The 22,207-nt window shown below is 63.4% G+C and carries 24 protein-coding genes; 14 read left to right on the top strand and 10 right to left on the bottom strand.

What is annotated here, in order from left to right; genetic code table 11:
- Positions 1 to 2: 2 nt before the first annotated feature.
- The 4 genes from G9C82_RS05825 to G9C82_RS05810 all read right to left on the bottom strand — a co-directional run bounded on the left by G9C82_RS05825 (position 3) and on the right by G9C82_RS05810 (position 3,617).
- A complete protein-coding gene (locus G9C82_RS05825; protein WP_004963728.1) occupies positions 3 to 476 on the bottom strand; it encodes a peroxiredoxin in 474 nt (157 codons plus the stop codon).
- An 85-nt stretch (positions 477 to 561) separates the two neighbouring features.
- Entirely contained in the window at positions 562 to 2,505 is a 1,944-nt protein-coding gene (locus G9C82_RS05820) for a hypothetical protein (protein WP_127013592.1), read from the bottom strand.
- Between the two features lie 56 nt (positions 2,506 to 2,561).
- The gene (locus tag G9C82_RS05815) at positions 2,562 to 3,074 is read right to left on the bottom strand and encodes a gamma carbonic anhydrase family protein (protein WP_004963719.1); all 513 of its coding nucleotides are present in this window, start codon (positions 3,072 to 3,074) and stop codon (positions 2,562 to 2,564) included.
- Positions 3,075 to 3,185: 111 nt separating this feature from the next.
- On the bottom strand, positions 3,186 to 3,617 hold the full coding sequence (locus G9C82_RS05810; protein WP_004963716.1) for a universal stress protein: 432 nt from the start codon (positions 3,615 to 3,617) through the stop codon (positions 3,186 to 3,188).
- A 181-nt stretch (positions 3,618 to 3,798) separates the two neighbouring features.
- Between G9C82_RS05810 and G9C82_RS05805 the strand changes: the two genes are divergently transcribed.
- From G9C82_RS05805 to G9C82_RS05785, 5 genes are all read left to right on the top strand, one after another.
- Positions 3,799 to 4,365: an HTH domain-containing protein gene (locus G9C82_RS05805; RefSeq protein ID WP_004963715.1), complete on the top strand. Its 567-nt coding sequence runs from the start codon at positions 3,799 to 3,801 to the stop codon at positions 4,363 to 4,365.
- 58 nt (positions 4,366 to 4,423) lie between these two features.
- On the top strand, positions 4,424 to 6,352 hold the full coding sequence (gene thrS / locus G9C82_RS05800; RefSeq protein WP_007189028.1) for a threonine--tRNA ligase: 1,929 nt from the start codon (positions 4,424 to 4,426) through the stop codon (positions 6,350 to 6,352).
- A 94-nt stretch (positions 6,353 to 6,446) separates the two neighbouring features.
- Positions 6,447 to 7,487 (top strand): hypothetical protein, encoded by a 1,041-nt coding sequence (locus G9C82_RS05795; protein WP_127013591.1) that lies wholly within the window; start codon positions 6,447 to 6,449, stop codon positions 7,485 to 7,487.
- 49 nt (positions 7,488 to 7,536) lie between these two features.
- Entirely contained in the window at positions 7,537 to 8,439 is a 903-nt protein-coding gene (locus G9C82_RS05790; RefSeq protein WP_174789842.1) for a diacylglycerol kinase family protein, read from the top strand.
- Between the two features lie 105 nt (positions 8,440 to 8,544).
- The gene (locus tag G9C82_RS05785) at positions 8,545 to 10,473 is read left to right on the top strand and encodes an SLC13 family permease (RefSeq protein WP_127013589.1); all 1,929 of its coding nucleotides are present in this window, start codon (positions 8,545 to 8,547) and stop codon (positions 10,471 to 10,473) included.
- 19 nt (positions 10,474 to 10,492) lie between these two features.
- Here G9C82_RS05785 and G9C82_RS05780 read toward each other — a convergent pair whose 3' ends face one another.
- Positions 10,493 to 11,335 (bottom strand): PspA/IM30 family protein, encoded by an 843-nt coding sequence (locus G9C82_RS05780; protein ID WP_127013588.1) that lies wholly within the window; start codon positions 11,333 to 11,335, stop codon positions 10,493 to 10,495.
- 60 nt (positions 11,336 to 11,395) lie between these two features.
- Here G9C82_RS05780 and G9C82_RS05775 point away from each other — a divergent pair, with 60 nt between their 5' ends.
- From G9C82_RS05775 to G9C82_RS05750, 6 genes are all read left to right on the top strand, one after another.
- Positions 11,396 to 11,989 (top strand): alpha/beta hydrolase, encoded by a 594-nt coding sequence (locus G9C82_RS05775; RefSeq protein ID WP_127013587.1) that lies wholly within the window; start codon positions 11,396 to 11,398, stop codon positions 11,987 to 11,989.
- Positions 11,990 to 12,123: 134 nt separating this feature from the next.
- Positions 12,124 to 12,297 (top strand): hypothetical protein, encoded by a 174-nt coding sequence (locus G9C82_RS05770; protein WP_004963694.1) that lies wholly within the window; start codon positions 12,124 to 12,126, stop codon positions 12,295 to 12,297.
- 66 nt (positions 12,298 to 12,363) lie between these two features.
- Entirely contained in the window at positions 12,364 to 12,555 is a 192-nt protein-coding gene (locus G9C82_RS05765; protein ID WP_004963691.1) for a hypothetical protein, read from the top strand.
- 77 nt (positions 12,556 to 12,632) lie between these two features.
- A complete protein-coding gene (locus G9C82_RS05760; protein WP_127013586.1) occupies positions 12,633 to 14,294 on the top strand; it encodes a CTP synthase in 1,662 nt (553 codons plus the stop codon).
- Positions 14,294 to 15,211: a glutamine-hydrolyzing GMP synthase gene (gene guaA / locus G9C82_RS05755; protein WP_127013585.1), complete on the top strand. Its 918-nt coding sequence runs from the start codon at positions 14,294 to 14,296 to the stop codon at positions 15,209 to 15,211. Before G9C82_RS05760 ends, guaA begins: the two co-directional genes overlap by 1 nt.
- Entirely contained in the window at positions 15,208 to 15,519 is a 312-nt protein-coding gene (locus G9C82_RS05750; protein WP_127013584.1) for an NAD-binding protein, read from the top strand. The genes guaA and G9C82_RS05750 overlap by 4 nt, the downstream gene beginning before the upstream one ends.
- Before the next feature lie 27 nt (positions 15,520 to 15,546).
- Here the strand turns inward: G9C82_RS05750 and G9C82_RS05745 are convergent, their stop codons facing one another.
- The 3 genes from G9C82_RS05745 to G9C82_RS05735 all read right to left on the bottom strand — a co-directional run bounded on the left by G9C82_RS05745 (position 15,547) and on the right by G9C82_RS05735 (position 18,458).
- Positions 15,547 to 16,221, bottom strand: a complete 675-nt coding sequence (locus tag G9C82_RS05745; protein WP_127013583.1) for an MBL fold metallo-hydrolase — start codon at positions 16,219 to 16,221, stop codon at positions 15,547 to 15,549.
- Positions 16,222 to 16,290: 69 nt separating this feature from the next.
- Positions 16,291 to 17,403 (bottom strand): glutamate-cysteine ligase family protein, encoded by a 1,113-nt coding sequence (locus G9C82_RS05740; RefSeq protein ID WP_049944637.1) that lies wholly within the window; start codon positions 17,401 to 17,403, stop codon positions 16,291 to 16,293.
- Between the two features lie 230 nt (positions 17,404 to 17,633).
- A complete protein-coding gene (locus G9C82_RS05735) occupies positions 17,634 to 18,458 on the bottom strand; it encodes an aldo/keto reductase (protein WP_127013582.1) in 825 nt (274 codons plus the stop codon).
- A gap of 256 nt (positions 18,459 to 18,714) precedes the next feature.
- On the opposite strand from G9C82_RS05735, the gene G9C82_RS05730 reads away from it, so the two are divergent.
- Positions 18,715 to 19,224, top strand: coding sequence for a hypothetical protein (locus tag G9C82_RS05730; protein ID WP_004963669.1), 510 nt, complete (start codon positions 18,715 to 18,717; stop codon positions 19,222 to 19,224).
- A 109-nt stretch (positions 19,225 to 19,333) separates the two neighbouring features.
- On the opposite strand, the gene G9C82_RS05725 is transcribed toward G9C82_RS05730, so the two are convergent.
- Positions 19,334 to 20,299: a hypothetical protein gene (locus tag G9C82_RS05725; protein ID WP_127013581.1), complete on the bottom strand. Its 966-nt coding sequence runs from the start codon at positions 20,297 to 20,299 to the stop codon at positions 19,334 to 19,336.
- Positions 20,300 to 20,505: 206 nt separating this feature from the next.
- On the bottom strand, positions 20,506 to 21,471 hold the full coding sequence (locus G9C82_RS05720; protein WP_127013580.1) for a molybdopterin-binding protein: 966 nt from the start codon (positions 21,469 to 21,471) through the stop codon (positions 20,506 to 20,508).
- Between the two features lie 112 nt (positions 21,472 to 21,583).
- On the opposite strand from G9C82_RS05720, the gene G9C82_RS05715 reads away from it, so the two are divergent.
- Positions 21,584 to 21,748 carry a hypothetical protein gene (locus tag G9C82_RS05715; protein WP_164734741.1) on the top strand — a complete coding sequence of 55 codons (165 nt, stop codon included), beginning with the start codon at positions 21,584 to 21,586 and terminating at the stop codon, positions 21,746 to 21,748.
- 125 nt (positions 21,749 to 21,873) lie between these two features.
- Positions 21,874 to 22,194, top strand: a complete 321-nt coding sequence (locus G9C82_RS05710) for a hypothetical protein (protein WP_007189016.1) — start codon at positions 21,874 to 21,876, stop codon at positions 22,192 to 22,194.
- Positions 22,195 to 22,207 lie beyond the last annotated feature (13 nt).

Raw genomic sequence — 22,207 nt, 5'->3', positions numbered from 1 at the left:
GCTTACGCCGACTCGGCGGCGTCCAGCAGTTCGTCGTAGTCCGGCTCGTTGGTCGGGTCATCGGCGACCCAGCTGTAGGCGACTTCGCCGTCGTCGTCGACGACGAACACGGCGCGGTTTGCGACGCCAAGCAGCCCGAGGTCTTCGATGTCAATTTCGAGACCGTAGTCCTGAATCGCCGACCGGCCCATGTCGCTGAGCAGGTCGAACTCCAGCCCGTGCTCATCACGGAAGGAGTTCAGCGAGAACGCCGAGTCGGCGCTGAGGCCGAGGACCGTCGCGCCGGCGTCGTGGAAGTCACCGAGGTGCTCCTGCAGGGCGACCATCTCGTTGGAGCACGGCGGTGTGAACGCGCCCGGGAAGAAAGCCAGCACGACCGGCCCGTCGCCCAGGTGGTCGCTCAGTTCGAAGTCCTCTACCTCACCGTTCGCGATTGTCGCCGAGATGTCCGGCGCTGTGTCGCCTGTGGATACCATCACCCGAATATAACGGCGTCATCCGAATAAATACCCGCCATCCGGCAGGGGACTCCCGGACTCCGCTCTACCAAGTGCCGGCCGCTCACAGCCACTCCTCGAAGGAATGGTGCTCACGACTTGCCGCAATGTAGTCCCGCTGCATTGACTGGATGGCTGTTGAGAGGTCGTCGCCGTCATCAAGATACTCACGGACGCGAGCGATCTTCCAGTCGCTTGGGGTCATGCCGGCATCGTAGCGGGCCTCGATAGGGCTGAGGTACTCGTCGATGCGGGCCTCCGAGATGTCCTGTTCGGCCAACCCCAGACGAGCGTACTCAAAAACCTCGTCGTAGATGGCGTCGTGGTCGGCCGTTCGCTCGCCCTGCGCCGTCACCCACGAGAGGTCGGCCTCTAGACCATCGTCCGCAGCGTTGTAGAAACTCCGCCGGGCCTCCTGCCAGGGCAGTTCCGCAACAGGGTGGTCGGCGACGACAAGGCCGCGGATGAGGCCGACCGTCAGCGCCTGTAGCCCGATCATGTCCTTGGCGTGGGGCTGGGTCGGGAGCGGGCGATACTCGATGCGGAGCGACTTTTCAGTGCTTGCCCCGTCGACGGGGGCTCCGCCGACGACACAGCGGAGCCAGCGCCAGTAGGTCCCACGCTTGTGGTCGAACTCCCAGAAATCGTCTTCGAATTCTGTCCGGTCGTCATCGTGCAGGAATTCCCGCAGGAACGGCGCGAACAGGTCGTCGTCGACGACGCGACCGACGACATCCGTCGTGTCGTCGAGGTCTTGCGGGACTCGGACCTTTGGGTTCTCACTGGTGTTGACCGACTGTTCGAAGGCCGCGATACGGAGTTCGTGATGGGTGGTCTCACAGAGCCACTCGCCGTCGGTGTCACCGTACATATCGGCGGGGAGGAACGGCGAGTTCACCGATAGCGCGAGCAGTGGCCCGAGCGTCCGTATCGCGGCGTTGTAGTACTCGGGGAACGCCGCGGCGTCCGGAATCTGGAGGTGTGGCTGGATCGAGGTGGCCAGCGACTCGAACAGAATCGTCGGGAACGACCCGCTGTATCCCGGCACGTCGAAGTCGATGCTGCCGCCAGCGTGGTCCAGCGCTTCGTTGTCTAGTGCCACGTATCTGGGAGCCTGCCGCATGTTGTCCGCGAGGACGACCCCGTCGTTCATCTCGTGTGCCGAGAGATACTCTTTGCTGCCTTCCTCGGGCGGAATGGTCCACATCGCGTCAAGGACGAGTTCGCAGTTGTGCTTGCTCGCCTGCTGGCGGGCCTGTTTCGTCTGCATCTCTACTGCCGTCGTCTGGACCTCCATTCCGGTCTGGTCGAAGCTGTTCGGTTTGGTGTTGACTTCGGCGTTGTGCAGACCCAGTTCCTTGTTGGCCTCGCCCTCGAACACCACGTCGGGCAGGCGGGTCAGTCGCCCCTCCCAGTCTTCGGGGTCCATGTACGGCTCGTCGTCTTCTTCCTCGACCGACGACTCAACGGCCGACTCGGCCTCGTTTTCGGGTGTCTCAGGTTCGTCGTCGGCCAGCGGGCTGTCCGGGTCGATGTCGAGCGACGGCCCCTCCCCGGGACCAAACGCGTCGTCGGACTCGTCAGCGGCGTCGCCGGTGTCTTGATCCAGTGACTCATCTCCAGCGGGTTCCAGCGGATCGCCCTCGTCTGGCTCCAGCGACGCCCCGCCGCCGTTTGGCTCCAGTGATGCGCCACCGCCGTTTTCGGGCTCCGCCGGCGCGTCGAGCGACCCGCTCCAGGCAGCCTCGCTCGATCCGCTCAGGTCGTCGTTCAGGTCCGCCTCGGTGGCTTCCTCGCTGTCTTCCGCATCGTCCGGTTCGGGCGGGTCCGGCTCGGCGTTGATGGCGTACAGCTCAATCTCCAGACCGACGGAGAACGCTTCGTTGTCGAACTCCCCGGCCTCGATGGCTCTTCGGAGCTGCATCGCCTGTTCGTCGACCCGCTCAGTGAACGCCGCGGCAGTCTCGTCAGCGAGCGACCGGGTCACCAGGTCGACGATATCGTCCATGCACGGTACTGTGTGTGTTCTTCCACTATAAGTGACCCGTCGTGTCCGGCGTGACGTTACTCGAAGAGGTCCTCGTGGCGAGCCGCGAGGTTGGCGTAATCGCCGGAGCTGAACGCTTCGAACACTTCGTTGGGGTCGATCGTGGTCTCGGACAGCGGCGTCACTGTGGCCGGGCTCCCGCGGACAAAGGACTCCGCGGGCACCTCGTAGCCTGGTGGAACAACCGTCCCCATCGCGACGATAGAGCCCTCGCCGATGGTGGCGTCGCTGACCGTCGAATTGAACCCAACGAGCGCCCCGTCGCGTACATGGGCGTCGTTGAGGACGGCTCCGTGGCCGACCATCACCTTCTCGCCGACGGTCGAGGCGTGGACGATGGCCCCGTCACCGATCGCCGATTCGCGGCCCACCTCGACGGGGGCCACGTCGCCGCGCAACACGACACCGGGCCAGACGTTCGCGTTCGGGCCGATGGTGACATCACCCACCAGTGTCGCCTCGCGGCTGACGTGGGCGTATCCGTGGATATCTGGCGTGGCTCCTTCGAAGGCGTACTCTCGGCTGTCCATACTGCCACCATCGTGTCGGCGGCTCGAAAAGATACCGGTCAGAACGGGGTGCTACCGGTAGTATAGCTGCTATCGAGCACGTCCGTCCCGCAACCGCCAGCGACACCTGGGCTATTCGATGTGGACGACGAGAACGGGGACGGGCGCGCTCTGGACGACCCGTTCGGTGACACTCCCGAGATTGGCGACCCGGTCTCGTCCGGTTCGGCCGTGGGTCCCCATCACGATGACATCAATGTCTTCCTCCTCGGCGTAGTCGGTGATTGTCTTGTGGGGAATCCCTTCTGCCATGGTCGTGACGACTTCGACGCCGGCTTCCTCGCCGCCGACCACGATGTCGTCAAGCGCGACATCTCCCTCTTCCTCCAGCGACTGACGCACCTCGTCTTGATTGGCCTTGTCGGCCGCGACGTAGAGCCGCCTGTCCACGACGTACAGTCCATGGAGAGTCGCGTCGTTGTCACGCGCGATCGAGGTGGCGTGTGCGAGCGTCTCTGTCGTTCCCGAACTGCCGTCTGTGGCCACGAGCACCGAATCGTACATATCCAGCTTCTCATGCGAACCGTGCCCACATAGTACTCCCTATCACGCTGACACGGCCCGTGGCTGTCCAACCGACGGTGTAACCGTCGATTCAGTTTCCGTCGTTCAGTGTATAACTGTTCTAACCATTATTTGTCAACAGGAATACTTTTGCCAGTCCCTGCGCATTAACTTCTATACGATGCAGGGGAGCACGCAGCCAGATGATACACGGGCAGAACTGTACGTTCGTTCACTGCTGCCCGACGGGCACACGCAGCAACAGGCTGCGGTTATCGACCGAATTAAGAGGTTGTCGGACACTGATGTTTTGTCGGACTTTAGCGTTCAGGTCATTGGTCGGCAGATACCGTCCACACCAGCGGAGGCACGGACCGAACTGGGACTCTTCGCACTCAACCGGGTGAGCGTCTTTCAGGAATGGGCAAAACGCAACAAATGTTCACTCGAACCTGCGTTTCAGGTCCGGTCGGTTGACTCTGAGATGTCGGGGGAGCAGTACCGGGCGATCGTGTTCCCGGTCCAACTATTAGCCGAGTACACCGGGTCGGAACTCAGGTGCGTGACGCCGCATACGGCCGACGGGGAGACCGTCACTGTCATGGACCGGCTTACCATGCTTGAAGGCGAGGAAGAACTGGCGCTCTCATCGCTGGAGCGGGCAAGCGCAGCACGCCCACCGGCCCAGTCTGACCTGCCGGCGGCCGACACTGTCGATGAGGATTCGGACCCGCCGTTGCCAGAGTAACACCAGCGTCGCCCGCGTCTCAATACACTTATCCCCGGCCGCCGTCGTATCCTCGGATATGAGTACGGTCACGGTCACGCTGCCCGACGGGACCCCACTAGAGGTCGAACGCGGCAGCACGGTCGAGGATGTCGCCTACGAAATCGGGCCAGGGCTGGGTGACGACACGGTCGCCGGCGTTGTCGACGGCGAACTTGTCGACAAACACGCGCCGTTGACAGCGGACGTCGAACTCGAAATCGTCACCGAGAGCAGTGACGAGTATCTCGATGTGCTTCGTCACTCCGCTGCCCACGTCTTCGCACAGGCCCTGCAGCGCCTTTACTCCGACGCGAAGCTCACAATCGGGCCGTGGACCGACAACGGGTTCTACTACGACATCACCGGCGTCGACATCGACGAGGACGACCTCGAAGCCATCGAGGCCGAAGCCGAGGAGATCATCGAGGAGGACCTCGACATCGAACGCGAACTTGTCGACCGCGACGACGCCTTCGAGCGCTACGAGGACAATCAGTTCAAACAGGACATCCTCGAAACTGAGGCCGCGGACGACGAGGAGGTCTCTTTCTACACCCAGGGCGAGTTCGAGGACCTCTGTCAGGGCCCCCACGTCGAATCGACCGGCGAAATCGGCGGCTTCGCGCTGCTTGAAATCTCGGCGGCCTTCTGGCGCGGCGAGGAAGAGAACGAGACGCTGACTCGTGTGTACGGAACCGCCTTCCCGACGGAGGACGCGCTCGATGAGTTCCTCGAACAGCGCCGCAAGGCCGAGGAGCGCGACCACCGCAAGATCGGCCAAGAGATGGACCTGTTCTCCATCGACGAGACGACCGGGCCGGGCCTGCCGCTGTACGAACCCAACGGCAAGAAGATCCTCAACGAACTCTCGGACTATGTTGCCGGCCTCAACCGTGACGCCGGCTACGACGAGGTCGAGACGCCCCACGTCTTCCGCACCGAACTCTGGAAGAAGTCGGGCCACTACGAGAACTACGTTGACGACATGTTCCTGCTCGATGTCAACGACGAGGAGTACGGCCTGAAGCCGATGAACTGTCCCGGCCACGCCACCATCTTCGAGCAGAATTCCTGGAGCTACCGGGACCTACCGGTGCGGTACTTCGAGGACGGGAAGGTGTACCGCAAAGAGCAGCGCGGCGAACTCTCCGGGCTCTCCCGGACCTGGGCCTTCACCATCGACGACGGCCACCTGTTCGTCCGCCCGGACCAGATTGAGGAGGAAGTGCTGGCGACGGTCGACATCATCCTCGATACGCTTGACACCTTCAATCTCGACTACACCGTCCAGTTCGCCACCCGGCCCGAGAAGTCCGTCGGCGGCGACGAGATCTGGGAGAAAGCCGAATCCCAGCTTGAATCTGTCCTTGAGGAGCAGGACATCGACTACGTCGTTGAGGAGGGCGACGGTGCCTTCTACGGCCCGAAGATCGACTTTGCCTTCGAGGACGCGCTCGGTCGCCACTGGGACGGCCCGACCGTTCAGCTGGACTTCAATATGCCCGAGCGGTTCGACCTCTCCTACACCGGTGAGGACAACGAGGAGCACCGCCCGGTGATGATCCACCGCGCGCTGTATGGCTCCTACGAGCGGTTCTTCATGGTGCTGACCGAGCACTACAACGGGAAGTTCCCGCCGTGGCTCGCCCCCGAACAGATCCGTCTGCTGCCAGTCAGCGACGACAACATCGCCTACTGCGAGGAGATTCAGGATGAACTCGATGACTTCCGGGTCACTATCGAGGACCGTTCCTGGACTGTCGGCAAGAAGATTCAGCAGGCCCACGACGACCGCGTTCCCTACATGTGTGTCATCGGCGACAACGAGGAGGAAGCGGGGACCATCTCGGTTCGTGACCGCAAGGAACGCGAAGAGAAAGACATCGACATCGCCGAGTTCCGCGACCACCTCGAAACTGAGGTCGAGCAGCAACGAACCGCTGTGACGTTCCTCGCCGGCCGATAGCCGCTGTTCGCTCGGCTGATCCTTGCTGCCGATGTACTGACTCCCGGAATAGCTCGGGCGCGTTCTTTTAACCCCGGCGGGCGAGCCGACCTGTATGACCACTGACAGCGGTGAGTCGAGTGACACCATGCGGGGGCGCGCCGCGGGGGACACGCGACTCCTCTGGTTCCTCCTTGATGCGGACCGCTGGCTCGTTACCGCCCTCCTCTCCGGTGTCCTGCTCTGTGCGATTCTCGTCGTCGGGCTCTTGCATCCGAAACCGGCCATGACGTTGCTGACTCGCGGTGACCCGGTCGAAACGCTGTTTCAGGCGCTGATTACGGGGACCATAACCGCAGTAACACTGGTCCTGACACTGAACCAGCTCGTCCTCTCACAGGAACTCGGTGCGGTGGGTGATCAGCGTGAACGGATGAACGGGTCGATGCAGTTCCGCGCCGACGTTGCTGACGCCGTCGACACGCCAGTCAGTCCGGCAGAGCCCTCGGCGTTCCTCCGGTCGCTGGTTCGCGGGACCACCGAACGGGCCGAGAACACCCAGAACGCTGTCGACGAGACGGCACTCGATGACGACCTGACGGCGTTGCTGTCGAACTATCTGGAGGATGTGCGAACAAACGCCGACAGCGTTACCGACCAGCTTGAGGGCGGGACCTTCGGCGAGTTCGATGTCGTCAAGGCCGCGCTGAACTACAACTACTCCTGGAAGCTGTATGCCGGTCGACGTATCCGTGAAGCGTACGCCGACGAACTCACTGACGAGATCGACGACTCGCTTGCGGAACTCGTCGAGACGCTCGAACTGTTCGGCCCGGCCCGGGAACACTTCAAGACGCTGTATTTCCAGTGGGAACTGTCCGACCTCTCCCGGACACTGCTCTACGTCGCCATCCCGGCGCTTACCGTCGCAATCACCTCGTTGTTGTTCCTCGATGTGCAGGATTTCGTCGGCGTCACAGCCGGCGTCCCCGACGCGTTGTGGCTCCTCGCCGTGACGACGACAGCATCCCTGCTTCCGTTCACAGTCCTGATATCGTACATCCTCCGTATTGTCACGATAACCAAACGAACGCTCGCAATCGGCCCGTTCATTCTCCGCGAGACGAACCGGAGTGTCGACGTCGACTGGGAGTGACGCCGTCACATCACCACGGTATAAGTGCCGGTCCGGACTCGCTATGATTATGCAGATTGGTTCGCGTCGGTGTATCCTCAACCCCGTCAGCGGCGACGGCGAGCACGCCGACTACGTTCCGCGGCTGATGGAGGCACGCGGGTTCGGGGTGTACGAAACTCAGGCGGCGGGCGACGCGGTCGAACTCGGCCGCGAAGCCGGGCGGGCTGAGGCCTCTGAGGTCGCCGTCTGTGGCGGCGACGGGACGGTGAACGAGGTTGTCCGCGGACTCAACGACGCCGGCCACCTCGACTCGGTGACGCTGAGCGTCATCCCGGCCGGGACGGCGAACCTTCTGGCCGGGAACATCGGCGTCACAGACATCCAACACGGTGTCGAAATCGCCGATATTGGAGCGACGCGACCGGTCGACGTGGGCATCGCCGACGAGGAGCCGTTTCTCGTCTCCTGTATCGCCGGCCTCCCCGCCGACGCCAGCGTTTCGACTCCGGGCGACCTCAAAGAGCGGTTCGGCACGCTGGCGTTTCTGCTCACCGGCGCACAGGAGGCGCTTCGTTTCGACGGGCTCGATATCACCATCGCGGCTGTCGAGGAGGATGGACCGTTCACCTGGTCCGGCGAGGCCACCTGCCTGCTGGTGGGCAACGCCCGCAAGTTCGTCGCCGAAGGTGGGCAAGCAAACATGGAAGACGGCCTGCTCGACGTGGCTATCGTTGAACAGATGCCAACAGGGAACCTCGTCGCGGAGGCCATCGGCCAGCGACTACTGGCGCTTGATACCGACGGCGTGACCCACGTTCGAGCGGACGAGATTACCGTCGCCGGGCACGGCAAGGAACTCACGTTCAGTCGCGACGGCGAACTCAGCACGCACGAGACGCTGTCGCTGTCGGTGCGTGAGACCACACTGACGCTGCGAGTCGGGCCGGGCTACGAGCCGGACCCAGTGTGACGAGACGGCGCGACCGACGGGCAGTGGTGAGTGAGCCGCGTCCGCTTGCGAAATTCCCTGACAGCGCCCCGGATGTTTTTATCGCCGTCCGTCGAGGGAACTGGTATGCCCTCGCTCTCGATGGGCGCGCTCGTGGTCTTCGCGCTCGTCGTTGCCGCCCTGACGCTGTTCGTCACCGAGTGGCTCTCGCCTGATATGACGGCCATCGCTGTCCTCGTTGCGCTGGTCGTGCTGGAACCGTACACCGGCGTCCCGGCGCGGACAGCCATCGAAGGGTTCGCCAGCCCGGCGGTGGTTACCATCGTCGCGATGTACATCCTCAGCGCCGGTGTCGAATCGGCCGGCGTTGTCGACTGGCTGGCCGGACGGCTCGCGGCGCTGACGGGCGGCGACGAACGGCGTCTGCTGACCGCCATCGTCGGCACGACGGGCGTCAGCGCGGGCTTCGTCAACAATACGCCGGTTGTCGCCGTCTTCATCCCGCTGGTCACCGGCCTCTCGGAACGGTACGGTATCTCGCCGTCGAACCTGCTGTTGCCGCTCTCTTTCGCCGCGATGCTCGGTGGGACGCTCACGCTGGTCGGCACCGCGACAAACCTGCTCGCGAGCGACCTCTCGGCGCAGTTGCTCGGCCGGCCGTTCTCGATGTTCACGCTGACGCCTGTCGGTGTCGTCGTCCTCGCTGTCGGCGTGGGCTACCTGCTGACGGTGGGTCGGGCGCTCGTCCCCGAACGGGTCCATCCCGCGGCCGACTTCACTGAGGAGTTCGAGATGGACCGCCATCTGGCGCAGTTACGGGTTCGCGAGGCGTCCCCGCTGGTCGGGCTGACGGTTCGAGAAGCGCTCGAAGGCAGCGTCTCCGACGACGCAGTCGAGGCGGTCGTTGACGTGGTCGACGCGGGGGAGTCACTGCCGACCGAGGCCACCGTCGAACAGGTCCTCGCGGTGAGTGGCCCGCTTGACGTCGACGTGCTCCAGATCGACCGCGACGGCGAGTCGTTCTTTGCGACAGCCACCGACCGCCCGCTCGAACCTGGCGACGTGCTGACGGTCCGTGGCAACCGCCAAGCTGTCAACCAACTCGCTCAGACGCTTGACCTTCGGGACCTCGCCCGTGAGTCTGTTACGGCGGACTTGCTGGCGGAAAGCGGGCACCCGGGCGTCCTCGCGGAGGCCGTCATCGACAGGGAGTCGCGGCTCCGCGGGCGAACGCTCGCCGACGTGCAACTCCGCAGTCGATTCGACGTGACGGTCCTCGCCGTCCGCCGCGGCGACGAGGTCATTCACGAGGATCTCACGGCGGTCGAACTGTCCGCTGGCGACTTACTCTTACTCCAGACGCCCCTTGACGAGATGGGACACCTCCAGGACGAAGGCTACCTGACCCTGACCGAGGGCCCACCGGAGCTGTTCGATGCGCTTGAGGGCGGCCCACCCTCGCTTGACGCCGCTGCGGCGGTCCCGCTTGCGACCCTGCTCGCCGTCATCGCGCTCGCAGCGCTGGACCTGCTGCCCATCTATATTGCCGCGCTGGGTGGCGTCGTCGCCACGGTCGCCACCGGCACACTGAGCGCCTCGAAGGCCTACGACGCGGTGAGCTGGAACGTCGTGTTCCTGCTCGCCGGCCTGCTCCCCTTGGGCCAGGCGATGCAGGCCACCGGCGGAGCCGCGTTCGTCGGCGCGCTCCTTGTCGACGCCGCCGGCGTCCTCCCGCCGCTCGCGCTGCTAGCGCTGGTGTATCTCCTGACTGCTGTCCTCGCCAGCGCCATCACCCCGGCCGCGACCGTCGTGTTGATGATCCCGATTGCCGTCGCCACTGCCACGGAGATCGGCGCTTCTGGGTTCCCGTTCCTCGTCGTCGTGACGTTCGCGGTCGCGACGGCCTTCCTGACACCCATCGGCTACCAGACAAACCTGATGGTGTACGGTCCCGGCGGCTACCGCTTCACTGACTTCGCGCGCGTCGGCGGACCGCTACAGCTGCTTCTGTGTGCCGTGACATCGCTCTCGGTGTCGGTCGTCTGGCCGCTGTAAAAGTCCCGCGTTGCCGGCGTTACTGCTCGTCTTCTTTCAGCTCGTCCAGTTCCGACTCAACCTCGCTCTCGTCGACGTCGACCTGCGTACTCTCGTCGGCGAGTTCCTGTTCCAGTTCGGTTTCGGAGACATCCGCGTCGCTCGACCCGCTGTCGCCGTCCTCGGCTTTCCCCATCTCGGCTTTTAGCGTGTCGAGTTCGGCGTCGACTGACCCTTTCTGTCGGACTTCCTCAAGCTCCCGCTCCAGTGAACTCTCGTCCGATATCTGACTTTCGAGGACGCCGTCCTCGCGGAGTTCGTCCATCGCCTGCGAACGGGCTTCCATGTCCTCGGTCCGTTCCTCCGCGCGCTCGATAGCCTGATTGATATCCTGCATCTCGTCGCCCGCGCCGGTCATCGCTTCGTTGACGCGCGCCGACGCCTTGGCGGCCTCGTGGCGAGCCTTCATCGTCTCCTTCTTCGTCCGGAACTGCTCGATCTGTTTCTGGAGTTCGTCTTTCTGCTCGACCAGCTGGTCCTGCTGGCTCTGTAAGTCCTGTATCTGGCCTTCCAGGTCCTCGATCTGACTCATTTTCTGCTTTTTCTTTTCCAGCGCCTGGCGGGCGAGGTCTTCGCGGTCCTGCTCGACGGCCTGGCGCGCCTGTTCGTTGTGCTTCTCGACGTTTTCTTCGAGACGGCGCTTCTGTATCTCCAGTCGCTTCTTCTGGGTCGTCAGGTCCGCAATGCCCTGCTTGACGTCCTGCAGTTCGTCACGCAACTGCTCGTAGCTGTAGTCGAGGGTCTCTGTCGGGTCCTCCGCTCGGTTCAGGACGGCGTTGAGCTTGGAGCGGATGACGTACGACGCGCGCGAGAGGATTCCCATGTATGCGCATTGGTCTCTCCAACCTTAAATTTCTTACAGAGGGCTGGCGAGTGAACACGTATGACTACCGTCGGGATACCGGGTGGGCGAGACGTCACCGCGTCGCTTGACCGGCCAGCATCGGACACCGTCATCGTTGCGTGCCCGCCCCACCCGCAGTACGGCGGCTCCCGGTCTGACAGCCGGCTCAAGGCGGTCAGCGACGCGCTGGCCCCCGACATCAGCTGTCTCCGGTTCGACTACGGCGCGTGGGACGAGGGCCGTGGCGAGCGGGCCGACGCCGAGAACGCGCTGGCGTGGGCCGACGAGCGCTACGACGCAGTTGGCCTGTTTGGCTACAGTTTTGGCGCGGCTGTGGCGCTCTGTACGGCCGCTGCACACGACACTGCGGCCGACCCAGCGGCCCTGTCAGTGCTCGCCCCACCGGCCGGCGTGACCGCGCATCTCGATGCGGCCACTGCGCTTGACGCCATCGACTGCCCGGTACAGGTCGTGGTCGGGGAGCGCGATGCGACAGTCGACTGGGAACCGGTCGTTGACCGGGCTACCGAGCTGGGCCAGACGGTTGAGCGCCTGCCAGCCGACCACCATTTCGTCGGGCAGAGCGGCCGTATCGGCGAGACGGTTGGGCCGTTTCTCCGCGACCACCTGTAGCTGCTGGGAACCCGGTATTCAGAGTCCGTAGTCGATTCCTGTCGCCGGTTCAGTACCAAGTGAAAGTATAGCTCAGCCCCACACCTGCTGGACAGTATCGAAAGACAGAGGCGCTGTCGGCTCGACCTCATACTATGGACCGCCCGCTCTCGTTTGCTGCCGTGTCGTTTCTCGCCACGCTGGTGACGCTGTTAGTACTGATGCAGACGGCACTCGTCGCGGGCGGGCCGCTCCGGGCACTCGTGCTTGCCTCGGTTGGTGCCATCGGGACGTACTTCGCCATCCGGTCCGGCGTCCTCAAGTCCTGACCGTCGCCGAACCTCCCCACCAATACCGAAGATACATTTATACTATATACCAATAAATAATGTTGTATGTCAACGCGAACCGGAGCGGCGGTGTCTCACTCGACGCGGCACGGCGTCGTCTCGCTTCTGGGGGGGTTCATCGCCGGGTACCTGTTGTTTATCGCCATCGGCTCCAGTCCCAGTGATGCGGTGTTTTCGGCGCTGTCACTTGCCGCGCTCGTAGCTGCGTGGCGCGTCCTCACGCAGCCCTCACTGTAGCCGCGTTGACACTGCGACGGGGTGGCGAACAGTGCGCGCTCCGAAACCGTTTAGACTACGCGGGGTTCACCGTCGGTATGCCGACCGAACCCGAAACGGACTACGACCCGGAACTGGGTCGGAAGTTCATCTTCGTCACCGGTGGCGTGATGTCTGGCCTGGGGAAAGGCATCACTGCCGCCAGCACAGGTAGATTACTCAAAAACGCCGGGTTCGACGTTACAGCGGTCAAGATTGACCCGTATCTGAACGTCGACGCCGGTACGATGAATCCCTTCCAGCACGGCGAGGTGTACGTGCTCAAAGACGGCGGGGAGGTCGACCTCGACCTGGGGAACTACGAGCGGTTCCTCGACATCGACATGACCTTCGACCACAACGTCACCACGGGGAAGACTTACCAGCACGTCATCGAGAAGGAGCGGTCCGGCGACTACCTCGGTCGCACGGTCCAGATTATCCCGCATATCACCGACGACATCAAGCGCCGTATCCGCGAGGCCGCCGAAGGCAACGACGTCTGTATCATCGAAGTCGGCGGCACGGTCGGGGACATCGAAGGGATGCCGTATCTCGAAGCGCTCCGGCAGTTCGCCCACGAAGAGGACGAGGACGATATTCTCTTTACCCACGTCACGCTCGTCCCATACTCGAAAAACGGCGAGCAAAAGACCAAGCCGACCCAACACTCCGTGAAGGAACTGCGCTCTATCGGTCTTCAGCCCGACATTCTGGTCGGCCGCTGCTCGGACAAACTCGATATCGACACCAAGGAGAAGATCGGGTTGTTCTGTGACGTGCCGACGGAAGCCGTCTTCTCGAACCCCGATGTCGACGATATCTACCACGTCCCGCTGATGGTCGAGGAGGAAGGTCTCGACCAGTACGTGATGGAAGAACTCAACATCGCGTCGGAGGCGCTGCCCGAGGACGAGCGGGAGAACCGCTGGCGCGACCTCGTCACGCAACAGACCGAAGGTGAGATCGAAGTCGCGCTCGTCGGCAAGTACGACCTCGAAGACGCCTACATGTCCGTCCACGAGGCGCTGAAACACGCCGGGCTGGAGAAAAACGTCGACGTGAACGTCCGGTGGGTCAACTCCGAGAAGATGAGTGACCACCACGCCGACCGGATGCGTGAGGCCGATGCCATCGTCGTCCCCGGCGGGTTCGGGGCGCGCGGGACCGAGGGCAAAATCGAGGCCATCCGCTACGCCCGCGAGAACGACGTTCCGTTCCTCGGGCTGTGTCTCGGCTTCCAGATGGCCGTCGTCGAGTACGCGCGGAACGTGCTGGACCTCGACGACGCCCATTCCGCGGAACTGGCCGAGGACACGCCACACCCCGTCATCGACATCCTCCCCGAGCAGTACGAAATCGAGGACATGGGCGGGACGATGCGGCTGGGTGCCCACGAAACCGAAATCGACGCGAACACGCTCGCCGCGACGCTGTACGGCGGCGAGTCGTGTACGGAACGGCACCGCCACCGATACGAGGTCAACCCCGAGTACATCGACGACCTCGAAGCCGCCGGGCTGAAGTTCTCCGGCCGCGCCGGGAACCGTATGGAGATACTCGAACTCGCGCCCGAGGACCACCCGTACTTCATCGGGACGCAGTTCCATCCGGAGTTCCGCTCCCGACCGACGCGTGCCAGTCCGCCCTTCGTCGGCCTGCTCGAAGCCGTGCTCGGCGACGACCCCCACACTGTGACGACTGAGGAGGTGAGCCACTGATGGTTGACGTCGACGAGTTCATCGCCGACGCGAAAGCCGAGATCGCAGACGAGATCGGCGAGAAGAACGCTGTCATCGCACTGTCGGGCGGCGTCGACTCCTCGACGGCCGCCGCCCTGGCCTACGAGGCCATCGGCGACCAGCTCACCCCCGTCTACGTCGACACCGGGCTGATGCGAAAAGGCGAGACCGACCAGATACGCGAGACGTTCAGCTACATGGACTCGCTGCGTATCGTCGACGCACAGGACCGGTTCCTCGACGCGCTCGGCGACGAGACCGACCCCGAGGAGAAGCGCCACATCATCGGCGAGCAGTTCATCCGGGAGTTCGAGACCGTTGCGAAGGACGTCGACGCCGACTACCTCGTCCAGGGGACCATCTACCCGGACCGCATCGAGAGCGAGGGGACCATCAAGTCCCACCACAACGTCGGCGGCCTCCCCGAAGTAGTGGACTTCGAGGGCATCGTCGAGCCGATGCGGGACCTCTACAAGGACGAGGTCCGCGAGGTCGCCCGCGCGCTTGACCTCGAAGAGATCATCTCTGAACGGATGCCGTTCCCCGGTCCCGGCCTCGCCGTCCGCATCATCGGCGAAGTCACCGAGGAGAAACTGGAAGTGGCCCGCGAGGCCAACCACGTCGTCGAGGAGGAACTGGAGGAGTACGAGCCGTGGCAGGCACTGGCCGCCGTCATCGGCAAGGCCACGGGTGTCAAGGGCGACAACCGCGTCCACGGCTGGGTCGTCGCCGTCCGCTCTGTCGAGAGCCGGGACGGAATGACCGCCCGGGCACAGGAACTTGACTGGGACACGCTCCAGCGCATCCAGTCGCGCATCACCGGGGCACACGAGAACGTCGCCCGCGTCGTCTACGACGTGACCCACAAACCGCCGGCGACAATCGAGTACGAATGAACGTCGTCCTCGTCGGCACGGACCCCAACGGACTCACGGACGCGCTCGAAGCTGAAGGACACACAGTGACGGTTGCCGATGTTGGTAACCGACCCGGGCTGGAGGAGGCCGGCATCCACGAGGCGGACGTGTACTTGTTGACCGAGATGTCACAGGCCACCTCAATCGCCGTTGCGAAGGACCTTAACCCCGACTTGCGGGTCGTCGTCTACGCCGAGGGGTCGCTTCCGGACTTCGCTAGCCGACAGACCGACCTCGTCGTCGACCCGAACCTGCTCGGCTCCGACGCGGTCGCCGAGGAACTGTAGCGCAGTTCCGGGCGCTCCGGTTGTTGCTCACAGCGTCGCCGCAAGCCGGGCCAGTCGCTCTGTGCCATTTTTCTTGAATGGAACGCCGTGGCCCGGGACAGCGATGTCAAGGTCAGGCGCGCGCTCGGCGAACTCACTGACACTCCGGGTGACGGCGTCGGTATCGTAACTCAACAGCCACGGTGAGGGCTCGAAGCGGCCGCGGTCCTCACGGACGAGGTCACCCAGCAGTCCCAGTGACAGCGACTCGCTGACGTAGCAGACGTGTCCCGGCGTGTGTCCGGGGGTGTGATAGGCGGTGAAACTCCCGACGGTATCGCCGTCGGCCAGGGTGACAACGTCGTTGTCCGGCGCGTCGACGAACGGTGAGACGAGTCGCTGGAACGCACCCTTGTGGTTTCCCAGCGGCGGCGACCGCTCACCGGTGACCAGCGGCGCGTCCCGCTTGCCGACGTAGATGGGCACGTCGATGCCGTCGAAGGCGGTCAGTCCACCGACGTGGTCGAGATCGAAGTGTGTAAGCAGAATGCGGTCCAGATCCCGGAGCTCGTAGCCGGCATTGCTCAGGCCGGCGATGAGTTCGTTGCCGTGCCAGGGCAGCCCCGTGTCCACGAGCGTGAGTGCGCCGTCGTCGTCGACGAGCGTCGCGTTGACGCCCGTGAGATCGTACCACCAGATATCATCGGCGAGCGCCGTCACCATAGCGCGGGGTTGGTGCGGCGATTCCTAAACCCTTGGTCACTGCTCCGTTTCGGTGAGCCGGCTCCGGTTCTAATCGAGTGCGACCGGCGCGGCCTGTCGCACATCGTCCTGCAGCCGGTCGGCGTGGTCGAGCCGAATCTCGCGGGCATCACGGGGTGTGACCGGTTCCGGTCTGTCGAACGTCGGCGCGACCGGTTCGTACGCGTCCACGTCGAATCCCATCCGGTCGAGATACGACCCAACGCTATCGCAGGTGGCCCCGTCCCGGATAGCGTCGTTCGCGTATGCAAGGACAGCGTCGAACTCCGGGAGCACGATTTTGTCGTCGGTAACGCGGCCCGTCTCACCCTCGATACGCACCTCGGTTCCCCTGAGGTGGTCCATGAGAGACGCTACGGCGTCGGCGAGTTGCAGGACCTGACTCGGGAGTGCAGCGTCGGGCGACCGCCACTCGACGGTGCCGAACTCGGCCCGAAGCTGGACTGGCGTCCAGATAGCGCTTTCGGGCTCGAAGTTCGCTGCGACAGTCCGGCGGTCGACACCAGCGTCGACAGCCGCGGTCACAAACTCATCGTAGCGCCGTTCGAGCCGGCGGTCCCACTCCGCAGTGTCGTTGAGATACGACCACAGCCAGCCCTGGTGTGGCACCGAGTTGTACGCCATCCAGCGGTACAGTTTCGAGCGCGCACTGTCGGCCAGCCGCCGGCCGCGGAAATACGGCGAGGACGAGACGAGCGCTAGCGCGGGGTCAATGGCAATCAGCGTATTCAACTGGTCGATTTCCCGCCCCGGCTGCTGTTCGATGTGGATGTGCGTGCCGGCACAGTGGCGGACGTACTCGAAATCATCGCCGACGACACAGTTTTGAATCCGGGTCCGGTCGCACGGAATCTCCTGAATCTCGTCAGCGTTGACTGGGGTCGAAAGCGGCACGAGCCGTTTCCCGAGGTCGTCGGCCCGCCGCAGCACGGCTCCGAGTCGGTCAAGGAGTTCCTCGCGCAGTTCTGTAGCTGTCTCACACGGCGTTGTCTTGACCTCCAGCAGGGGCTCGACGAACTCTCGCTCCGCTCCTGGGGTTGCGTTGACGAGCGCCCCCGGTTCGACCAGCCGGCCCGCGTCGTCGATGACCCAGTACTCCACTTCGATGCTTCGTCGTATCGGTTCGGATTCGTGTACTGACACAGTGGCCTCGCTGTGAGTTCAGCGGTGTGTTCCCGCGCCGGGATTCAGTGGTAACACACCACACGAAAGCTGCGACCAGATGGTTAATGATAGTTGTGTGATTAGTAATATTTGCCACATCAAGCGCCACGGTTGCGGGGATAACCGGTATAAAATACGTCATACGTGCCACGACTCCACCGAAACATCTCCTATGTAGAGATATCTGTCGGGTCGAAACGGAACGCCGCTCAGAACGGCAACTGCGACCGAACGAACTGCACGCCGGTCTTGACCTTCGACGGGTCCCGAATCCGTTCCATCTCCGCGTCGGTGAGTTCGAAATCGAAGACCGCCAGGTTCGCTTCCAGGTGCTCGCGGCTGGATGCCTTCGGAATCGCTGCCACGCCGTCCTGCTGAACCAGCCACCGGAGCGCGACCTGCGCCGGGGATTTCCCGTATTTGTTTCCGATCTGGACGAGCGCGGGGTCGTCAAGGACGCCGCCGCGGGCCAACGGGCTATACGCGGTCAGGAGCACGTCGTGGATGCGACAGTAATCCAGCAGTTTCCGCTGGTCCCAGTAGGGGTGGTACTGTACCTGATCGGTGAAGATAGGGGCCGAGGAGATGTCCCGCGCCCTGTCCAGCAGCGACGGCGAGAAGTTGCTGACGCCGATGTGGTGGACCAGCCCCTCCTCGACGAGGTCGTTCATCGCCCCGAGCGTCTCCGACAGCGACGCCATCCACGGGGTGTTCGGCCAGTGGATGAGCAGGAGGTCCAGATAGTCTGTTCCCAGTTTGTTCAGGCTCTCTCGGGTCGACCGGCGGACGCTGCGCTCGTCGCGATTGGACCCGTCGAGCTTTGTCGTCAGAAACACGTCTTCGCGGTCGACCGCGGCGGCATCCATCCCCAGCCCGACCTGCCGCTCGTTGCCATACGCCTGTGCGGTGTCGATGTGGCGATAGCCCATCCCCAGAGCTGTTTCGACGGTTTCACGGCAGGACTGGCCGGTGAGCTGCCACGTCCCGAGGCCGAGTGCGGGGACCGACGTTCCCTGAATCTGAATATCGTCCATACTGTTCGTTTGTATCACACCGGTAAAACGTCGGTGTCAACCCGACGCCCCGCTGTGGCTGATAGCTCAGGGGTATGTCGTGGCTACTGTCGAGAGTTATGAGTATATATCATAAACAATTTTGAGGTATTAATATCGCGTCCGTTCTATCTGCCACGTCTCACGAGGGACAGGAGTGAGCGTTCATGGATACCCACCGTCCACAACGACTGCTGGCATTGGCGTATGAACAATCCACTGTCCGGGGGCGTCACGGATGAGTGAGCTAGCTGGCGTCTTCGTCTCGTTGACGACTGGGTCCGGGAGACACGAGGGGACCGACGACCACGTGTACCTCGGCGTCTGTGGCACGGTCGGCGGCCGCGAGTTCGCGCTCAACGTCGAAAATTTCGACGACTGGGAGGAGGGAAGCGTCGTGACCTACTCCTTCGGAAAGTACGCGAACTTCTACGGGGGGAAGGACCCGCGAACCGCGGCCGACCAGCTCGACCGAATGACGATTTGCCTGCCGAACATAACGCACGTTTATCTCCGCAAACAGGGGGACCGGACGACATCGGGGGACGATTTTTGGGAGCTAGAGGAGTGCCACGTCAACCTCCATTCACAATCTTCGACCCGGCAGTTCGTCTCCACCGGAACGGCGCGCCTCGGGAACGAGTACGGACACAAACTCTGGCTGGCCGAGTCGTTCCACCAGGGAACGTATCGGGACGCGCGAATCCCTGCGGATGGGGCCGCCGAGTGCGAACGCCAGCGGGAGTGAATCCCTTCGGAGACACGGACAACAACTCAGGCTTGCCACACTGTCAAAACGCCAGCGGGCCGTTTTTCGACGCAGATGCGAGCGGCCAGCTAGTGACCTGCGGTGGTGCCTACTTCTCCAGGATAGTTCCGCCCGAACCGACCGCGATGTCGGTGCCGCCGCGGACGACGGCCGTCAGATTCTCGCCGGCGGGCGTCTCATCCGGGGTCCAGTCGCCACCGCCGAGGGCGTACACCTTGCCACCGCCACCGACTGTGTAGCCGGTGCTGTCGTCGTCGGTGACCTCGATGTCTCGCAGGCCGGCATCGCCTGTGTCGGTCGGCGTCCATTCAGAGCCGTTCCAGTGGAACACCATACCGCCACCGCCGGAGACCCACACGTTGTCCGGGCCGTCGGAGTCGACGCCGTAGAAGTTGACGTTGGCGTCGGCGAGGCCGATCTTGTCCCACGTCGACCCGTCATCGGTGACGAAGACGCTCTTGTTGCCGTCGACGATATGGCCCGAGCGGACCCCGTGGAAGTCGACAGCGTTGATGGCTGACCCGGACCCGGGCGTGGTGTAGTCCCACGTCTCACTCGCGCCGTTCTCGAAGCTGTAGTACATCTTGCCGGAGTCGCCGGCGACGTAGACGTTTGCCTCGCCGGCGCTGCCGGTCACGGACACGTCGTTGAAGTTGTTGGTGACATCCATCGGAGCGCTGTGGTTGGTAAGCACGCCCGACTCCACGTCGTACTCGCCGATAGCGCCCGAGGCACCGACGAACCAGAGGGCCGTGCCGTCGTCGGTCACGTCGGCCCCGTAGAGGCTGTTGCCGTTGCCGGTCGGGCCGCCGCCGATGACCTTCTGCCAGCCTGTGCTGGTTCGTTCGAGGACGATACCGCCACCCGCCACCGCGTACGCACTGGCCGCGGTGTACTCGACATCGTGGAGGGTGTTCCCGGTCGGGGACTCGACGGACTCCCAGGGACCGGCCGCAGCAACTGTCCCGGAGAGGGCCGCCCCACCCAGTGCAGCTGCAGCTGTTGCGCCGATACCCTTGAGTACGCCGCGTCGTGTCGCGTTGCGATCGGACATGACACCCGGTTCTGTGGACTGTCCCCACTTCAATGGGCGGCGCAGTTAACGACCTTTCACGGCGATTTATCCGTTTAAACAGCCGATATTCGGGAGTATGGGCCGTTGGCATCGGCAAAACTGGTGGCCCGGAGCGAGCCGGCAAATATCACGTTAAGTCGGCTAAACGGACACAAGACTGATACCATGAATCCGCCGGCTGTGGGTCAGGACAGTTCAGCGACGAGTGACGGGGCTTCCGCCGCGATGATCTCGTCAATGGCGACACGGGCCGCCGCCGGGTCCGCGGGCAGGCAGAACACTGGCGTCCCATCGGCGATCCCGGCCGTCGCACGGATGGCGATGACCTCGGTCCCCTGTTGTTCGAAGAGGAGGCCCCGGTACACTTCCTCGAATCCCGGCAGGGCTTTCTCGAACAGGGGGTGGACCGCTTCGAGCGTCTGCTCCGCCGGGGCGACGCCGAGTCCCCCCGCGGTGACGACGACCTCCACGTCGTCACGCCCGACCAACCTGTCGACGGCCTCCTGAATGCCGTCATAGTCCCCTCGAAGGCGTTCGCGGGCTGTGACTGTCTGGCCGGTCGCTTCGAGTGCTGTCTCCACTGCCTCGCCCGTCGGGTCGCCTTCCTCTGTCGCCGTCCCGACCGTGACGACGGCGATGGCCACTGACTGCTCCTGCGCCGCGTCGGTCTGGGTCACTGTTTGCGCTGGCGTCGCATCCGTTGTCTGAACTGCCGCTTCCTGCGGTGTGTCTCTCGGCTGCGTAGCTGATTGTGTCTCGGCGCTGGCTTCCTCGTCAGGTCTCTGTGTCGCCTCAGCAGCCGTTTCAGCGTCCTGTGTTTCGGTCGCTGATTGGCTGCCCACACTGTGATCCGCCGCCTCGTCGATACGGTCCGTGACAGAGCTATCGGTTTCGGGCTTCGAGGTAGGCTCGTCGCTGTTCTCTGCGGTATCATCTGCTACAGGCGTCGCTGTGCCGTCAGCTTCTTCTGGCGCTTCGTCGTCGTTTCCCGCCGCTGGATCGGCTGCTTCGGCGGGGTCCGAACTGCTGGCCTCGTCGTCAGTATCGGCTGCTGCGGATTCCTCGTCGCCCCGCGTCTCGTCCTCATCCGTTTCATCGTCTTCCCCGTCAGTCGGCCCTCGGCGTGTGTCACGGGACTGGAAATCCACCATACGACTTCATCGGCCGCCGTGAATAAATACCCTGACGACCGTTTACGGAACTGCAATACATATAATATCTGAAACCGATAGTCTTAAAATATAGAAAGAAGAATAAAAATGTATGGGTGGGAGATATCACGTCGTTTGCCATGAGTGTGCGTTCGAGGGACTGTACGAAGACGCATCGGTCGCGGAGGGGCAGCGGGACGCACATACTTCCGACAGTGGACATCAGATGAGCCTGCGTGACATCTCGTGTCAGGAAGCGCCCGGGCTGTCGCAGTAGCGGGACCGTTAGCGTTTTGCACACGCTTGCCTGACTCCGAGATATGCAGCCACGTTGTTCCGTCGGTATTACTGGAGGCCGTCCCATCGTGATGCACCGTCCGAGCAGGGACGGGGTGCGTACCGATGGCTGACGACGAGTCCGGCTACGTCCATCGCCCTGACACGGAGCCACAGGCCACAGATACGTCGCGTGCGGAGAGTGAGACGGGCACGGAAGCTGTCGACGGTCCCGAATTCGGGACGAGCGGCTGGATTCTTGTCGGGATGATCGGCGTGGCGTTCCTGCTCGTCCCTGGCGCAATTTTGCTCTTGCCGGCCGCCCAGAGCGTTATCAGTAGCTTCGGCCTCACGCTCCGGGATGCCTATCTCACGCTCCCGCTCGTTCCGGCGTTCGCACTCGGTGCGCTTGCGGTGTGGTCTGCGGTCCGTTCGCAGTCGAAGTGACCGAGAATAATTA

Origin of the sequence: Haloarcula sp. R1-2 (assembly GCF_011627385.1) — an archaeon.
Lineage (GTDB): Archaea > Halobacteriota > Halobacteria > Halobacteriales > Haloarculaceae > Haloarcula > Haloarcula marismortui.
The sequence above is the reverse complement of the archived record's forward strand: the minus strand, read 5'-3'. Positions and strand labels throughout refer to the sequence as shown.